The organism is Gordonibacter massiliensis (ex Traore et al. 2017), from assembly GCF_019731765.1.
Lineage (GTDB): Bacteria > Actinomycetota > Coriobacteriia > Coriobacteriales > Eggerthellaceae > Gordonibacter > Gordonibacter massiliensis.
In genome coordinates, this window is the sequence record NZ_JAASIO010000010.1 from 51313 (window position 1) to 68144 (window position 16832).

Annotated in this window: 14 protein-coding genes; 3 read left to right on the forward strand and 11 right to left on the reverse strand. The window is 63.2% G+C overall.

Features of this window, described 5'->3' with window-relative positions; genetic code table 11:
- Window positions 1–195: 195 nt before the first annotated feature.
- The 3 genes from HCH03_RS11425 to HCH03_RS11435 form a co-directional block, all read right to left on the reverse strand.
- On the reverse strand, window positions 196–999 hold the full coding sequence (locus HCH03_RS11425; protein ID WP_221689594.1) for a trimeric intracellular cation channel family protein: 804 nt from the start codon (window positions 997–999) through the stop codon (window positions 196–198).
- An 87-nt stretch (window positions 1000–1086) separates the two neighbouring features.
- On the reverse strand, window positions 1087–1617 hold the full coding sequence (locus tag HCH03_RS11430) for a methylated-DNA--[protein]-cysteine S-methyltransferase (RefSeq protein ID WP_221689595.1): 531 nt from the start codon (window positions 1615–1617) through the stop codon (window positions 1087–1089).
- Between the two features lie 8 nt (window positions 1618–1625).
- Window positions 1626–3326, reverse strand: coding sequence for a DNA-3-methyladenine glycosylase 2 family protein (locus tag HCH03_RS11435; RefSeq protein ID WP_221689596.1), 1701 nt, complete (start codon window positions 3324–3326; stop codon window positions 1626–1628).
- Between the two features lie 262 nt (window positions 3327–3588).
- On the opposite strand from HCH03_RS11435, the gene HCH03_RS11440 reads away from it, so the two are divergent.
- Together HCH03_RS11440 and HCH03_RS11445 are read left to right on the forward strand one after the other, a co-directional pair.
- Entirely contained in the window at window positions 3589–4419 is an 831-nt protein-coding gene (locus tag HCH03_RS11440; protein WP_221689597.1) for a hypothetical protein, read from the forward strand.
- A gap of 226 nt (window positions 4420–4645) precedes the next feature.
- Complete coding sequence (locus tag HCH03_RS11445; RefSeq protein WP_221689598.1) at window positions 4646–5755, forward strand: DUF3089 domain-containing protein; 1110 nt, start codon at window positions 4646–4648, stop codon at window positions 5753–5755.
- Between the two features lie 60 nt (window positions 5756–5815).
- Here HCH03_RS11445 and HCH03_RS11450 read toward each other — a convergent pair whose 3' ends face one another.
- From HCH03_RS11450 to HCH03_RS11485, 8 genes are all read right to left on the reverse strand, one after another.
- Complete coding sequence (locus HCH03_RS11450; RefSeq protein ID WP_221689599.1) at window positions 5816–6445, reverse strand: TorD/DmsD family molecular chaperone; 630 nt, start codon at window positions 6443–6445, stop codon at window positions 5816–5818.
- Window positions 6446–6650: 205 nt separating this feature from the next.
- Complete coding sequence (gene nrfD / locus HCH03_RS11455) at window positions 6651–7874, reverse strand: NrfD/PsrC family molybdoenzyme membrane anchor subunit (RefSeq protein WP_221689600.1); 1224 nt, start codon at window positions 7872–7874, stop codon at window positions 6651–6653.
- A 16-nt stretch (window positions 7875–7890) separates the two neighbouring features.
- A complete protein-coding gene (locus HCH03_RS11460) occupies window positions 7891–8508 on the reverse strand; it encodes a 4Fe-4S dicluster domain-containing protein (protein WP_185905628.1) in 618 nt (205 codons plus the stop codon).
- 9 nt (window positions 8509–8517) lie between these two features.
- Window positions 8518–10932, reverse strand: a complete 2415-nt coding sequence (locus HCH03_RS11465) for a molybdopterin-dependent oxidoreductase (protein ID WP_221689601.1) — start codon at window positions 10930–10932, stop codon at window positions 8518–8520.
- Between the two features lie 895 nt (window positions 10933–11827).
- Complete coding sequence (locus HCH03_RS11470) at window positions 11828–12766, reverse strand: slipin family protein (RefSeq protein WP_438821626.1); 939 nt, start codon at window positions 12764–12766, stop codon at window positions 11828–11830.
- A gap of 80 nt (window positions 12767–12846) precedes the next feature.
- On the reverse strand, window positions 12847–13329 hold the full coding sequence (locus HCH03_RS11475; protein ID WP_221689602.1) for a GntR family transcriptional regulator: 483 nt from the start codon (window positions 13327–13329) through the stop codon (window positions 12847–12849).
- Between the two features lie 17 nt (window positions 13330–13346).
- The gene (nrfD, locus tag HCH03_RS11480) at window positions 13347–14333 is read right to left on the reverse strand and encodes an NrfD/PsrC family molybdoenzyme membrane anchor subunit (protein WP_221689603.1); all 987 of its coding nucleotides are present in this window, start codon (window positions 14331–14333) and stop codon (window positions 13347–13349) included.
- A 475-nt stretch (window positions 14334–14808) separates the two neighbouring features.
- Window positions 14809–16107 carry an ATP-binding protein gene (locus HCH03_RS11485; RefSeq protein ID WP_221689604.1) on the reverse strand — a complete coding sequence of 433 codons (1299 nt, stop codon included), beginning with the start codon at window positions 16105–16107 and terminating at the stop codon, window positions 14809–14811.
- A 243-nt stretch (window positions 16108–16350) separates the two neighbouring features.
- Between HCH03_RS11485 and HCH03_RS11490 the strand changes: the two genes are divergently transcribed.
- Window positions 16351–16734 carry a hypothetical protein gene (locus HCH03_RS11490; RefSeq protein ID WP_221689605.1) on the forward strand — a complete coding sequence of 128 codons (384 nt, stop codon included), beginning with the start codon at window positions 16351–16353 and terminating at the stop codon, window positions 16732–16734.
- Window positions 16735–16832 lie beyond the last annotated feature (98 nt).

Genomic DNA, 16832 nt, shown 5'->3' on the forward strand with positions numbered 1-16832 from the left:
CCACCGTCTACCATCTTGCCCCGCAAAAACCCGCCCCCCCCCCCCCCCGATTTTCATCACTTACCCACGAGGTTGTGGTTTCGACGCCGATCCGTTTCCTTCGACGCAGGTCCGCTTCCCCCGGTTGCACCCGCCCTCTCGCGGGGGTCTTCGCCTTCGATTTCTTCCTTTCGCGCATTCCGTCGGGCCCTGCCCCTATCGGCGCCCTTCGCCCTCGCGATCCCCTTTCCGCGCGCGCGAGCGCTTGCGCTGCCGTCGTACCGAGATGCGATCGCCGCCGTGCAGGAACACGCCGGACACGAGCCGTTTGAGCGAGCCCAGGCCGCGCGTGACGTGCGGGGTGAGGTCGGCCTCGTCGCGCGTCTTCCAATCGAAGTACACGCTCCAGTAGCGCAAGAGCACCACGGCGAGCACGCAGGCGATGCCGGCCACGACGAGCGGGCTTCCCAGGTACGCGAGCACGGTGAAGAGCAGCGCGCCGCCCAGGCCCGCCACCGCGTAGAAGTTCGACTGTTGGAATATGCCGGGCGTCTCGCCCACGCAGATGTCGCGCACCGCGCCGCCGCCCACGGCCGTGATGGCGCCCAGGACGACGGTGAGCACGAAGCCCTCGCCGCAGGCGTACGCCTTGCTGGCGCCCGCGAGCGCGAACAGGCCCACCGACAGCGCGTCGGCGAAGAACACCGTGGCGTCGAGGTGCTTGAACAGGCCGCGGAAGTAGAACACGAACGCGCACAGCACGATGCACAGCAGGATGAGGTCGGGATGCGACGTGAAGTACACGCCCTTGTCCTGCAGCAGCACGTCGCGGATGATGCCGCCGCCGTAGCCCGTGAGCAAGCCCAACACCACGGTGCCGATGATGTCGAGCTTGCGGTCGCACGCGAACAGCGCGCCCGTGAGCACGCCCACGACGACGGAGAAGTAGTCGATGCCCCACGGCACCGTGAGCACCTGCCCGTCCGCGAACGCCGAGCCGATGAGTCCCGCTATGTCCATGCGCGCCTTCCTGCGAGCCCCGGTAAACCTGCGGTGCCCAGTGTCACCATTTTCGGCGGCTCGGTCAAGGGGCGGGGTTATGCTAGCCTACAGCGCGGTTCCCTTCGTGGGGACTTTCAGGGCGTCGACGTCGACGCCTTCCAGCTTCAGCAGGGCGATCTTCTTCTGCAGGCCGCCGGCGTAGCCGGTGAGGCTGCGGGTGGAGCCCACCACGCGGTGGCACGGCAGGATGATGGAGATGGGGTTGTGCCCCACCGCCCCGCCCACGGCGCGGGCCGAGGTGCGCGCACCGGTCTCTTCCTCGATGCGGCGCGCCAGCTCGCCGTACGTGGTCAGCTGGCCGTAGGGGATCTCCGCGAGCATCGTCCACACGCGCTGGCGAAACGCCGTGCCGCGCGGGCGCACGGGCGGGATGGGGCCGGGATCGGCGCCTTCGAAGTAGCGGTCGAGCCAGGCGCGCGCCTCGTGGAGCACGGGCAGGTCGGGGCGCTCCTCGGTTTCGCCGAGCGTGGCCTCGAAGTACTTCTGGCCGTCGAGCCACAGGCCCACGAGGGCGTCGCCGTCGCTGGCGACGGTGAGGGGGCCGACGGGTGAATTGAGGGTGCTGAGGTAGTCCATGGTTGATCCTATCGTTCGGGTGACGGGTTTGCGGCGGACCGGTCGGACGGCGGGGCCTTCGCAGGCGGGGCCGGCTCGTGCGGCACCGACCACAGCGACATGACGGCGTAGGAGCGCCAGGGGCTCCACGCCTTCGAGAGCGCCGTGAGCTCGCGCGGCTTGAGGTCGGGAAAGGCGCTCTTCACGCCCAGGTCGGACGCCGGAAAGCCGTCGGGGTGGCCGTAGGCGCGCATGAGCAGGTACTGCACGGTCCAGTCGCCGATGCCGGGGATGGCGGCCAAGGCGCGCGCCTCGGCCTCGAGGTCGGCGCCGGGGCGCAGCGTCACCTCGCCCGCGCACACGGCCTGCGCGAGCGCGCAGATGGCGCGGGCCCGCTGGCCGATGACGCCCAAGGCGCCCAAGCGGTCGGTCGCGTCGTCGGCGCAGAAAGCGGAGGGCGGCGGGAACGCCGTGTCGAGCGCCGGATGCGGCGTGGCCGCCGGCGCGCCGAACTCCCGCGCCACCCGTCCCGCCAACGTGCCGGCCGCCTTCACGGTGATCTGCTGGCCCAGGATGGCGCGCACCGCCATCTCGAAGCCGTCGAAGCAGCACGGCAGCCGGATGCCGGGCATCCGGTTCGCGACGGGAACGCGCGCGTGGAAGTCGGCGAGGCCGGCCTCCACCGCAGCGGGAAGGCAGTCGGTGTCGAACAGGCGCCGCACGCGCGCCACCACGAGGGGCAGCTCGTCGAACAGCTCCGGCGACACGGTGAGCGCCAGGCGGTTACGCGCCGGTTCGTCGACCACCTTGATCCAGCCGACGAGCGGCGACGTCCCCGCGGCGAAACCGGCGGACGGGGCGGCGGGCGAGAAGCCCGCGGAGCCGATGGAGGCGTCGGAAGCGGTGGGCGCGGCGGCGGAATCGCTCACGGAAACCGTACCGGGCCCGCCGCGATCGAGGCGCACGGTGCGCAGGTACGCGCCGCCCTCGACCGCCTCGACGCCTTCGATGGCGCGCAGGCGCAGGAAGTCCAGCAGCAGGTCGAAGCGGTACGGCGGGCGGTACCCCACGTGCAGCACCACCGGTCCGGCGTCCGCGCGCACGGCCCCCGCCGCCTTCCGGCGAAAATGGCTGGGCGCCATGCGGTAGCGCTGCGAGAACGCGTCGTTGAAGCGGCGCACCGACGAGAAGCCGCAGGCGAAAGCCACGCGCGTCACCGGAAGGTCGGTGTCGGTGAGCAGGCTCTTCGCCAGAAGCAAGCGGCAGGTGGTGCGGTACGCCGTGGGCGTGACGCCGTACGTGCGCTCGAACAAGCGACGCAGCTGGCGCTCGGACAGGCCCAGCTGCGCGGCCACGTCGGCGATGCGGCACGAGCCCGCGTGCTCGCGGATGAGCTCGGCGGCGCGCTGGACGGCCCGGTCGGTGTCCTGCGCGATGGGAGCCCCGGGAGCCAGCTCGGGACGGCACTTCAGGCAGGGGCGGAATCCGGCCGCCTCGGCCTCGGCGGCGGTTCGATAGAACGTGCAGTTCTCGCGCTTCGGGCGCTTGGCGGGGCACACGGCGCGGCAGTACACGCCCGTGGACTTCACGCCCACGAAGAACAACCCGTCGAAGCGCGCGTCGTGCGCCCCCAGCGCCTCCCAGCACGTGTCGCCGTCAGGCAGCACGGATCCCGCGAACGCATCGGCGGGAAACGCCCCGCCCTCCGTTTCAACTTCCCGGTCATCCATGATCGCGTCCTTTCAGCGACGGTTTCCCCCTGCGCCCATGAAACCACACTCCAGCGACGCGCGCTAGCCATTTTCGGACACGCAAGGCGCCGGGCCGGTTGACCATAGCGGCGAGCCGACGATGCGGAAAAACGGAGCCGATGCGGCATGCGTATTCGATGATCGGCCCACGAATACCTTGCGAACTGGTATGATACGTCTCAAACGAAAAACGGGGGCCAAACCGCCTGTCCGCTCGCTTTCGATAACGAAGGGGAACGCTGTGAACAAATGGATCGCCTGCGCGACCGCGGCCTGTGCCGTGGCCTTGTCTTTGACGTTGGTCGGCTGCGACTCGCAGGTCGAGGAGCCGAACGTTCCGACCGACTCGGCATCGGGCTCCACCGGCGGCTACGGGTACACGCTCACCGACGCGGAGAAGCTGAAGGCCCTGGCCATAGGCGAGACGGCCGTGTGGCGCGACTACGAGGTCACCGTAACGTCCGTCGACCGCGCCGACGGCAAGCTCACCGCCCATATCGACGTGAAGGGCCACACGCTGGCCCAGTCGCTGAGCACCGAGTGCCTGTTGTCGTTCGGCATGCCGCCCGTGAGCTCGTCGTTCGACGGCGACGTTATCACCGTGCCCGCCGGCGAGACGGCGTCGGGCACGCTCACGTTCGACGACCAGTACACCTCGCAGCGCCTCTTCTGGAACGACGGCGCCACCGAGGGCACGTGGGACCTCACGCTGCCGGCGGTGCAGCCCGAGCGACAGGGCGCCGAAAGCGAGGGAACCGAGCCGGCCAAGACCGAGAACGCCAAGCAGGAGGAGCCGAAGAAGGACGAGGCCGCCGAGGCGCAGAAGCAGGCCGTTGCGGCGCTCGAGGCCGAGATGCCCTCGCTGTTCGAGAACAACACGTTCTACACGTTCCAAAGCGTCGACACGTCCACCGCCACCGTGACGCCTCAGGAAGGCGGCGGCTACGAGTACGTCAACGACGTCACCGTCACCGGGGGCGACGGCGCGCCCACCACAGCGAACGTGCGCCTGATCTGCGAGGCGAACGGCAACTGCATATCGATGACCGTGGACGGCGCGTTCTTGTTCTAGGCGACGCGCGAATCGCGGCGCTCAACTGCCGCGATTCGCTGGACCCGCGAAGGGACGGGGCGGATCGGCCACGCGGCGCGATCCCGGCCACCCGCCGATTCCGCGCATCGCTGCCGGCACGACGCGCAAAGGCACCGCTTTCGCGCTCGCCGTCGCAGGCAGGGCTCGCGATGCCGTACAATGAGGCAACGCCCGTCGCGCTCCCCATATGCAAGGAGGGTCCGAGATGAAGCACCCGCCCGCCCCGCTCCGCCTAACGCAGCGCCCTCGAAACCTGATGGCCGCGCTGCTCGCCCTTTGCCTGACGTTCGCAGGAACGGCGCTTGCCGGCTGCTCGGACGGACGGGGCGGATATTCCACAAACAAGGCCCTCTTCACCTCCGTTTACGACCCAGACGACCTCTCGGCCCACATCAGGGACCAACCCGTGGACTACGCCGATCCCGCGTACTGGGTGTCGCGGCCGAGCGAGACGCCGCTGCCCGTGGACGTGTTCTACTTCTACCCCACCTCTTGGTACAAGGTGAGCGACGACGAGTCGAACCTGTGCGCCATCGACAACGAGATCATGCGGGAAACGGCGCCGGCGGTGTTCGAGGAGCAGGCCACGGCGTTCGAGACGGCGGGCAACGTGTTCGCGCCGTACTACCGGCAGATCGACGCAGCATATTATCTGGGCGAATCGAAGATCAACCAGATGAAGCTGATGTCCGGGGCGCCGCTGCTCGACGCGTTTGCGGCCTTGGACTACTATTTCGAGCACTGCAACGAGGGACGTCCGTTCATCTTGGCCGGACATTCGCAGGGGTCGAACCTGCTCGAATACGTGCTGACCGGTTACATGAACGAGCATCCGGAGCTCAAAGAGCGCATGGTGGCCGCCTATTTGATCGGGTACGGGGTTATGAAAAACACAGGATACCTGACCGGCTCGAACGCCTTCAAGTTCGCCGAGGGCCCCGACGACACCGGCGTGGTGATCTCGTACAACACCGAGGCTCCCGAAATCGAAGGCACGAACCCCGTGACCGAGCCCGGAGCGCTGAACATCAACCCCATCACCTGGACGCGCACGAGCGAGACGGCTCCCGCCAGCGCAAGCAAGGGCGCCCGCATCGGCGGCGTGGACGTAGGACCCTTGGCGGACGCCACCGTCGACCGCGCACGCGGCGCGGTGATCTGCTCCACGGTGGACCCCGACGAGCACAGCTCCGCGAACGGGGTATTCCCCCGAGGCGTGTACCACGCCCAGGACTACGCGTTCTACTATTACGACCTACGCGCGAACGCCGAGCTGCGCGCCGCAACGTATTTGGCCAGGCACGGCCGGGTTTAAACGGGAGCTGACGAAACGTTCGGCAACGACGTTCGAGCACCGCTCGACAGCACGCAGGAGCTAGCGGGAGAGCCGGGCCGCTTGAAATTCGAGAACGCTCTGAGCAAGCGCGAGCAACCTGGTGAAGTATCCGTCGGGAAACGCTTCAATCACGCGGCCACGCAACGATGCGATCCACGATAGGGGATGTCGTTCGATAAACGAGTCGAGAGCGGCCTCGTCCGCTGCTTCACCGGCGGCGAATCGGCGACAGCACTCCGACAGGTACAGCAACTCGATTCCCATATGATCCTCGTACTGGCGATTCTCGTTGCGCAACTCCAGCCCGGCCTCGCGCAAAAGCTCGCGCATCTCGAACGTGGCCTGGCCGAAGCCCACGGTAACGCCCTCGCCGCGGTGCATGGTTTCCCACGGGGGCGCAGCGGGCGACGGAGGGCCCACGAACAGGCGCGTGTATTCAACGGCTACCTGCTGGACCGCCTCGTCACGCGGCCGGGTTGCCGCCGCTTCCGCATATCGACCGCAGGCGTCGATGCACGCCCGGATAGCCTCGTCACCGAAATCGGGGAACGACTCCCAAAACGCATAGTCGAGACCGACCGACAGCGTTTGCGTCATGGGCTTCAATAACGAGTTCCCCACGAACCCGTAGACTTCGGAAAGCGCACTCCAAGGGATGTCTGCCGACATAATGGACTCCTTCGATCAGGGCGCTTAAGGCGCCGAGCGTTGCTTGCAAGGATACCCGCATCCACCAGCGGGAGCGGCAGGGCACGGGTGAGGAAGGGAGCGCGACCCGCAAGCGGTACGACACCGAAAGGCAGGACGCGACAGTATGAGGGAGGCACGGAGCCCAAACGCCAGGCATACGGACTCCGTATCGCGAATCCCCGGTTTAAACGGCTTTTGCGGCTATCCCGCCCTCCGCCGTCTCTCCAGCCGAAACCGGTTGCGGAGCTTTCGAAAGCAGTTTCTTTGACAGCAGCATGAAGGCCAGGACACCAAGCGAGACCACGCCAGCCGCAACCGTTATCTCCACCCAAGTGGGGACATACGAGCTCGTGATAGCCCATACGTCCACGCCCCCAGCATGAGCAGCAGAGGACGATCCCGACATGATGCCGGGAGCCCCCGCCACATTGGGAACGACGAACGAGGTCAGCAGAAGCCACACGCGTTTGAAGAACACGCCCATCACCACGCAGACGCTCGCCGCAGCCACCAAACCCATACGCGCACGATTCCTCGCGAACACGAGAATGCAGAATGGGATGAGCACTCCCACGATGATTTCGAACCAGAAGAACGGGGCCGTGACGCCCGTCGCCATGATGGCGAGCGTCTCGGCGCCGGCAGCGCCCGGGTACGCCATGGTCAGCGCTTCGCAGCCCACGAAGAACCCGTCGACGGCGATGCACGCGGCCAACAAACCAGCCAGGTTGGAAATGAGCTTCTTCTCCACCTTGAACGCGCCGGACTTGTTGAGGCCCATGAGCGACAGCAGCAGCAACGCCAGACCGGAGTCCATGGCAGACACCACGAACAGCGGTGCCATGATGGCCGAGTACCAGCCCTCCTTCGCCATTTCCAGACCGAAGATCCATGCGGTCACGGAATGCACGAGGATCGCCACGGGCAATGCGAAACGTGACACGATAGCCACCTTGTTCTGCGCACCCGGCTTCTTCGACTTCATGAAGTACAGGTACACGACGTTGATGACCAGGTACAACGTGATGACGCAAATATCCCAGAACAGCGGCGACGTGGGGTTCGGCCCCGTAACGATGCGCCAAACGCGCCCGATGCCGCCAAGGTCGATGAGCACGAACATACCGGCACAGCAGATGCACACCGTGGACAGGATGACGGCGGGAAGCGCCACCTTCTTGTACTCGGCCACATGGAACACGCTGGCAGAGGAGGCCACGATCAAGCCACCGGCCGAGAGGCCAACAAAGAACATGAAACAGGTGATGTACAGGCCCCACGACGTGCCGTTGTTCATACCGGTGACACCCAAACCGTTCATCAGTTGGTAGATCCAGGCGGCGATGCCGGCCACCGTCAGCGCGCCGAGCACGCCGGCAACCACTTTGAATTTCGTTGAGGTTCCCATGATTCGCACCCCCTTCTTAGTTGAAATAGTGAACTTGCGGACGCGTACCCTGCTCTTCAAGAAGAACGCCGGCATTGCGCTCGCGGAGCACGGTCGATATCTCGCTCTCAGGATCGTCAAGATCGCCGAAAACGCGCGCTTTGGAAAGACAGCATCTTACGCACATGGGCTCGTCGCCGCGATCGGTGCGCTCTTTGCACAACGTGCATTTCTCCGCCACGCCCTTCGGGCGCACGGGCACGTCCTTGTCCCCATAATTGAAATCGGGATCGCGTACCGGCTCGTTCCAATTGAAAACACGGGCATTGTACGGGCACGCCGCCATGCACATGCGGCAGCCGATGCACTTGTCGTAATCGATCTCCACGCGCCCTTTTTCGTCCTTGTACGTGGCGCCCGTGGGGCACACGCGCATACAGGCGGGATTCTCGCAGTGCTGGCAAGCCACGGGCAAATGCGAGCGAGAGACGTTGGGATAGACGCCCCTCACGCCGACCTCGAACTCGCAATCCTCGTTGAGCACGCGGTTCCACGCCATGCCCATGGGCACGTTGTTCTGCATTTTGCACGCCATGGCGCACGTATTGCAGCCCGTGCAACGATCAAGGTTGATGGCTATGGCCAATCGAGTCATTTGAACCACCTACGCTTTCTTCACTTCGATAAGCGTGTCATTGAAGGGAGTGACTCTTCCCTTGGCAAGCGCTTTTCCACGAGGATTCACGGCATCGTTGGTGACGTTTTGCACGTTTCCGGCATCCATGTACTTGTCCCAAATGCCCTCGACGACGGCAGCCGTCCCAGGACGAACCGCTTCAGTGGCAACGCATGCGCATCGGAACGAGCCTCGATCGTTGAACGCCTCGATCACATCGCCGGACGCCAAGCCACGAGCAGCCATATCAGAGGGGTTCATTTCCAGTGTCGGCTCGTAATGCTGGCGCAACCACGTGGCGTCCATAAAGTTTTGGTGAATGAAATACTTTGACCTTCGCTGCGTCATGATAAGAGGGTATTCGTCTCGCAGAGGGTTGTCCTCGTATGCTTCGTTAGGTGCTTCGTACTGGGGCAGCGCCTGTCCGTAGCTCACCAGATTCTCGTAATACAAGTCGATCTTTCCTGACGTTGTCTTGTATGTTTGCCCGCTGTAGCTGCGCGCGATATCCGGCTGGTTCTTGAGAGCAACCACTCCGTTGTTGGCAAGCAAGTCGTCGAGGGTGATGCCGACGATCGCCTTGTCAGTCGCTTTGTCCAACTGGAAGCGCGCAAGCTCCTCTTGGCTCTTTGGTAGCGCATCGCCATACCCTAAACGCTTGGCCATTTCGCGATCGATCCAGAAGTCCGTCTTGCTCTCAAAGAGAGGGTCCAGCACCTTTTGCTGCAGGAGAACGTGCCCTCGCAGAGCTCGGAGAAAGCCGACTTCCTCATCGACTTCGAAATGAGAGCACACGGGCAGAACGATATCGGCCCAATCCACCGAAGGCGTATGCCAGATATCCTGAACCACTACGAAATCGAGGCTCTTCGCCCACTCGTTCGTGCGGTTTTGATTGCCTGCGATTTGCTGGAAGGCGCCGTTTTGAACCCACATGAAACGTATGCCGCTTTCCTCGTCGCGATAGTCGACGCTCGCCTTGGGCGCCGGCGCTGTTTTGCATTCGGAAGGCAAGGGCCAAGAGGCCAGCTTGCCCGCCCCGAATATTTTCTGATACGCATTCACGTATGCGCCCGCTCCCCAACCGGGGATGTCGGTTCCAAAAGAGCCGACCAGCGTGGCGAGAAGAACCGCTGCATGGCCGGCAACATCGGCATTGTAGAATTTCTCGCCGCCGCCAAACCCGAACGACAGGATCGAGGGCCCGTTGTTTGCGTATTTGTCGGTGATCTCGATGAGAACGCTCTCGTCGATGCCGGTGGTCTCGGCGGCCCAGGAGGATGGGTACTGGCTCTGGTTCTCTCTGAGCAGCTTGAACACGGTAGCGTATTCCTCGCCGTCGATAGAAGTCTCGAAATTGAGGACTGGATCTACGTCAGCCTCATTGTACGCGGCCAAAGCACCAGCGCTCTCGTCCCACACCATGAAAGGATTGTCGGATCCCGCCTGCTTGACGTCGTCGACGGGACCTTTTCGCAAGAGAGACCCGTCCGAGCGCTTGACCAGGAAGGGCATGCTCGTATTGGCCTTCAAATACGGAGCGTTGTACCACCCGTTATCCAAAATGAGCGATATCATACCGAGGTAAAGCGCCGGATCGGTGCCCGCAACCATGGGAATCCATCGCGAGCTCTTCTCGGCGGTGATGCAGAAATTGGGGTCGAGCGTGATGATCTCGGCCCCCGCCTCCTTCGCCTCAAAGAAATACTGCGCGGTCACCATGCACGTCTCCAACATGTTGCAGCCAACGTTCAGGATGGTTTTGGCGTTCTTCCAGTCGGTAACCTCGTTCGACGAGGCACCCTGTTGGCCCGACTCGGCAAGCGCTGGCGAAAAACCGTTGCCCATACCTATGTCGATGCCACGGTGGGGCTTTTCCTGTCCCTTGAGCAGCTGGGGAAGAAACGTGGTGAGCGAGTCGACGGCCGTCTGGATGGCTATAGCCCCAACACCGTACTTTTCCTGCGTCTCTTTCACCTTGTCGGCGATAGTGTCGAGAGCTTCGTCCCAGGTGATTTCAACGAATTCGCCCGTCCCGCGCTCACCTACGCGTTTGAGGGGAACCTGCAAGCGCTCTTCGCTGTAAGTATGTTGTATTTCGGAAATACCCTTCAGGCAGATGGTCTCGTTACGCTTGTCCGGCCAATCGTTCGGCTCGACCAAAACCATGCGTCCGTCGCGCACCGTGCACTTCAAATGGCAGTTGCACTGGCAATGGCGATAGTGAAAGGTGTAACCGCAATGTTCCTCGGGTGCTGCATGCGCCTCCGTCGGTGCAAGCCACCCGTCAGCCGTCGTCATGCCGGCAGCCCCCACAAGGCCAAGCGCTCCCGCAGCAACGCCGGCGGCCTTGATAAAGCTCCTTCGCGTAAGTCCGCTTTGCGAACCGATCGCTTCTGACATGTCTCCTCCTAAGATGGTATCAGGGCATTTCGCATCGTGCCTGCGAAGTTGGAACCTCGTCTGGACGGCCGTTGCGCAGTCAAGCGCACTCCCCCTGCGATCGATTCCCCCTGCGGCACGACTCGTACGAGAATGCCTTTCTATCCCTCGTGAGAATTGGCCAAATTCTTCTTCCTGTACTATACGAAATTATCATATGACAATCAAGGATTGTCATATGATAATTTTCGATTGTCATTATTCTATTTTCAACATAATACTGGTTGATGCAACTTATTGATTCCGCAGGTCAGGTATACAATCGGAAAATATTTGAGTGATCGTTCAAGTTATAATTTTACGATCATCGGGGGAATCAATCCCCTATCGCATACCCCTTTTCATTTGATTTACGAACAAATGTTTCACGTGAAACATCGTTGCGAAAAGCATACGAAACCGTCGAACATGTCGAACGGCGATTCATGGAGAAAAGCGTGCTGAGTTTTCGGAAACGACGCCTTGTCGCGGATTATTCAACCGCAGACGTTTGTCGCTTTGCGGCACCTTTCGCATTTGGAAGCACAGTAAACCGCAACGCTTAAATATTGCAACTTGTCATTTGCGACGTTTTCCAGAACCCACTGGGCACCGCTTCTTCAGTTGTGCCAAGTGCGGAATATTTAGTTTCTATAGATTGGAAATTAAATATTCCACATAGGGAACCTTTGAAAAGGTAGCTGTGGTTCCAGCACGAAAAACGGCCTTTAATCGGTGCATGCCCGTGGTGGCTTTCTGCTGTTTTACATCGCGTGCGTTTAGCCGATACCGGGACAACGCCCGAAAAAACTTTATTAAATGATCGGAGAAACGATCGCCACAACGTCGAAACTCCCCGCAGCTTCACGCCGCCCCGCTACTTCCCCGCCGCGCCGCCCAGCACGTCCTTCGCATGGTCGCCCAGAACGTCGCCGAAGCCTTCGCTGAAGCTCGAGGGCACCACGACGGTGCCGCCCGTCTCGCGGACGCTCTCGTACAGCAGGTGCATGGCGCGCAGGCGCAGGGCGGCGTCGTTTTTGGCGTAGGTGTCGCCCATGTCGTCCATCATCTCGCAGATGTCCTGCTCGGCCTCCATGAGGATGATGCGGGCCTTCTTGCGCTGCTCGGCCTGCGCCTCCAAGGACATGACCTCCTGCAGCTCCTTCGGCAGCAGGATGTCGCGCACCTCCACCGACAGCACGGTGATGCCCCAGGGCGCCACCTTCTCCTCCAGCGCGCGCTTGAGCTCGCGATCGAGCTGCTCGCGACGAATGGCCACCTCGGCGGCACCGGCGCGGCCGATGGCGTCGCGCAGGGCAGTCTGCGCGGCCAGCTCCACGGCGCGCGTGAAGTCGCCCACCTCGGTGCAGGCGGCCTTCGCGTCCCACACGTGCCAGAACAGCACGGCGTTCACGTCGAGCGGAACGAGGTCGGCCGTGAGCGTTTCCTCGGCGCCGAACGTGGTCACGCGCACACGGCCGTCCACGCGCATGGTGTTCTGCTCGATGACGGGAAGCGTCCAGAACAGGCCCGGCCCCGACACGCGGTTGAACCTGCCCAGACGCAGCACGACCACCTTCTCCCACTGCTGCGCGATGTGCACCGACATGGTGGCCAGCACCGCCAAGACGAGCGCGCAGACGATGCCCGCCACGCCGACGCCCCCGGCCAGCACGCCCGCGACGGCGAGCACCACGCAGAACGACACGACGAACACGACCGCCGAGAACAGCAGCACGCCGGCGTTCGAGGCGCGTTCGCCCACGATCTCCGTGTTCGCGTCGGGCACCACCTGGAAGGCCTTGCGCCTGCGCACGGGCGCCACCGCCTCGGCGCGGCCGAACGCCGCCGCGTTCGACGAAACGTCCTGCGCGTCGAATCTTCTACCCACGGAAATCACGCTCCCGTCTGCTTCGCGCGGCCCTTTGGGCTCACGTCTATCTCCACTATGCGGCCCCTGCCGCCCGCTTCGCCGTCGGCTGCCGAACCTTCGCCGGCGTCGCGCTTCAGCTGCTTGATCTTGCGCGTCATGCAGCTCTGGATGTCGTCGAGCGTGAGGCCCAGGTCGCGGCACGACGCCACGCAATCGTCGAGGATGCCGTCGATCTCCTGCGCGTGCTCCTCACCCACGTCGGCGTCAAGATCGCGCACGAACACGCCGCGGCCGCGCGTCGACTCCAAGTATCCGTCCGTCACCAAGCTCAGGTACGCTTTGTTCACCGTGTTGTAATTGATGGATATCTCCGAAGCCAAACCGCGCACCGTGGGCAGCTGGTCGCCCGGCTTGAAGTAGCCGGAGTTTATCAGGTAGATCAGCCGTTGCCGCAGCTGCACCCAAAGGGGCACGTCGGTCGCGGTATCCACTTCGAACGGGAACATGAGCCTCAAACCCTTCTCTACCCTACCGTCATCGCGAGCAGCGGATGCATGCCCGCCTCCACCACGCAGAACCGCATGGCGAACCCGCCTACCAGAATGCACGCCGCCGCTGCGATGGCGAGCGGCGGACAAACGCTGCGCGGGCGCGCCAGAACCGCGTCGAGCACGAGCGGAACGGCAAGCCCCACCAGCACGAACCCGCCCCAGAACAACCATGCCGCCTCGCCGGCCACCAGCGCCTCGGCCGATACCGCCAGCGCCTCGGCCGTGCGTCCCGCCACGAAGTCGCCGCCGATGCCGGCGAGCGCCAAGCCAACGAACACGGCCGCGACTACCGCCTCCAGCACGATGACAACCGCGTCGGCCGCCGCCAAGCGGCCGAGCGCCGTGGCGAACGTGCGCGCCGCGCCCGTGAACTGCGCTACGGCAAGCACGAGCGCCGCGCCGCATGAGAGCGACGACAGCACGAACAGCACCGGCAGCCAGGGCGAGGCCCACAGGGGCACCGCGCTCAAGCTCTGCAGGAGCAACCCCGTGTACGCCATGACCACGAGGGCCGCCACCGCAAGCGCCACCGCAAGCACGCGCACCGCCCGCAAGCTCGCACGGCGCGCGAATCCGCCCCACGCAAGCGCTGCGAGCGCGGCGAGCACTGCGCATGCGGCGAGCGACCAAGCGCCCACCGCCACGAACGACAGCGTGGGATTCGCGAGCAACAGCAGGACCCGGTCGGCGCGCCCCACGTCGGCCAGCAGGAAGACCATGCCCAGCGCAAGCGTCACCAAAGCCGCCGCGTAGCCGGGAGCCAGCAGCTTGCGGTACGGCTCGGGAACGCGCAGCACCACGCGCGGAGAGGACCGGCGCGAAACGCTCCCTCGCGCCCCGTCGATCGCGACCGCCACGCGCTCGCGCGGAGCCAGCAGGCCCAGCACCGCGAGCACCAGGCACGCACCCGCACCCGTACCGCCCAGGAACAGGTAGCACACGATCATCGGACCGAGCATCGAGCCACCCCTTCCCCTTCCGACCGGCGCTTGCGCATGACAGGCGGACCCTGCGCGCACCTGTCATGCGCCCCGCTCCGCGAGCCGCCCGCCCGACGACGCGCCCAAATTATCATAAGACAATCACGGGGACATTGTATGACATTTCGTCGAGCCAAGCCAGATATTGCAGCGCGCGCGTTGCGAGCACAACGCGCAAAGGCCCGCTTTTACGCCTCGCCGCCGAATCTTGCCACCACGACCTCACGCTCGGCCTGGGACGGGCTGTGCCAAAAGAGCCGATTCTCTCTCGTTCTGTGTAGGGCAAGGGCTCTGCCCTTGCCGCTCAACAGGGAACATTTCCGCACGTCGTCGGCAAGGGCAGAGCCCTTGCCCTACACAGAACGGCCGCCGAGAGAGCACGTTAAGACAACTTTTTTGGTACAGCCTATTCCAAGCCGAACCTGAGCGTCGCCCAACCGCAGATACGTCCGACTTAGCTCCCGATGCAGAACGCCGCATAGAGGGGCACGCTCTTGATGCCGTTCTCGAAGCCGAACTGCTTCGTTGAGACTCGCAGCACATAAGGCGGTTGATACGCCTTGCGATACGCCTCCAAACTGCGCGCCGAAACGTTTCCGCCCGACTTCACCTCGACCGGCACCACATCGCCCTCGGACATCTGAACGACAAAGTCCACTTCCGCCCTGCTCGTCGTTCCCCAGTAGAACGGCTCGAAACCGTTGGCAACCATTTGCTGCATAACGTAGTTTTCGGCTATGCCGCCCCGATAGTGCGATCCCTTATCCGCGGCGGGTTCAAGGTCGGCGGCATCGACGCCGTACCACGCTGCGAGCAAACCGACATCGAGCAGATACAGCTTGAAGAAATCCTGCTCCACGAAAGCCCCGAGCGGCTTCCGACCTTCGCTCACCCGATAGCAGAACGACACGAGTCCGGCGGCATTGAGCCAGTTGATAGGGGCCTCGTACTGAAACGCCCGCGCCGAGGACGAGATCGTGGCGTACTGGAACTTGTGGTTCTCCTTTGCAAGCTGCTCTGGAACGCTTCGCCATACGTTGAGTATCTTCGCGCTGTCGAGCGGGCTCGCGTATTTCGTCATATCGGCGATATACGCGTCGGCGATGCCTAACTGGATGGGTTGAATCTCGCTCGGGGAGGCACTTGACGAAGCGGCGTCAACCGCCTCGGGCATGCCGCCAACCAACAGGTAGCGACGGTAATGGCCCAGCGCGTAGTCATGCAACCCCATCGGGCGGTCGTCCGCATAAGCGGCGCGAATCAAATCGGCAAGCTGCTCCTCCCGGAACGCCCAGAGGAACTCCTCGAAATCGAGCGGATGCATGGTCAACGTATCAACTTTGCCAACGGGATACGAGTACTCCTCTCGCCCAAGGGCAACCCCCAGCAAGCTCCCCGCAGCAACGACGTGGTATTCGGGAGCGCGCTCGAAAAAGTATTTCAAAGAGGTGAGCGCTCGGGGGCATGCCTGCACCTCATCGAAAAACAGCAACGTGCTTTCGGGATCGACGGACGTTTTCGTTATGACCTCGAGTTGCGGTAACAGCGCTTCCGGCGTGATGTCGCCTTCGAACAATGCGCATGCGTTTTTCTGTGCCGAGAAATCGATATAGAGCAGATTGCGGTACTGTTTTTGCGCAAAATCAAGAATCGAATAGGTTTTTCCCACTTGGCGGGCACCGTTCAGCACGAGCGGCTTGCGGACGCGCGAGTTTTTCCACGCGAGAAGCGCTTCTTCGATTTTTCGCCTCATGACGGAGCCTCTTTCTGCTTTGGCTATTAAATTGAAATTCCGTTAAAAGTGTAACGAAATTTCAGGAAATTCCGTTAAAAGTGTAACGAAATTTCTATTTCAAGTAAAGCAGGCTGGCGAAACTCATCTCATGCGAAGACCTTGCGGCGGGCACGTTGCGGGACGGTGGCGGTTTGGGCGTTGCCGGAGCGCGCACGCTACACTGGCCGGGAAACCGACGAACCCATGAGGGAAGGAGGACGCATGGAGTCCACTGTTTTCAGGAAAATGCGCTTGCAAGAAGGCGCGCGGGGCATTGCGCTGAACGCCCCTCCCGAGTTTCACGAAATGGCGGCAAGGCAGCGGCTGGTCGCGTTCCCCAGCAGCGGGCCGTACGATTTCGCCTTGCTGTTCGCCGCAAGCATCGAAGAGTACCGGGCGCGCGCCGTGGAGGCGCGCGAGGCGCTCTCGCAACGAGGAAGGCTGTGGGTCGCGTTCCCTCGGCCACGCGGCGTGCAACCGCGTACGTTCGGTTGGCATGCGCTCTGGTTGACGGCCCGTCGCGAGGGGCTCGAGGAGATGAGGGGCATCCCGTTCGATGACGCGTGGGTCGTCGCCTGCTTCAGGCAGGCGGTGGAGAAACGGTAGCGAACTTTTCTGATATCGGGAACAAAATAATGTCCAAACCAAGAAGCCGATTTGGGTTACTCCGAATCGGCTTCGTTTATAGGTGTTCGAACGCATGA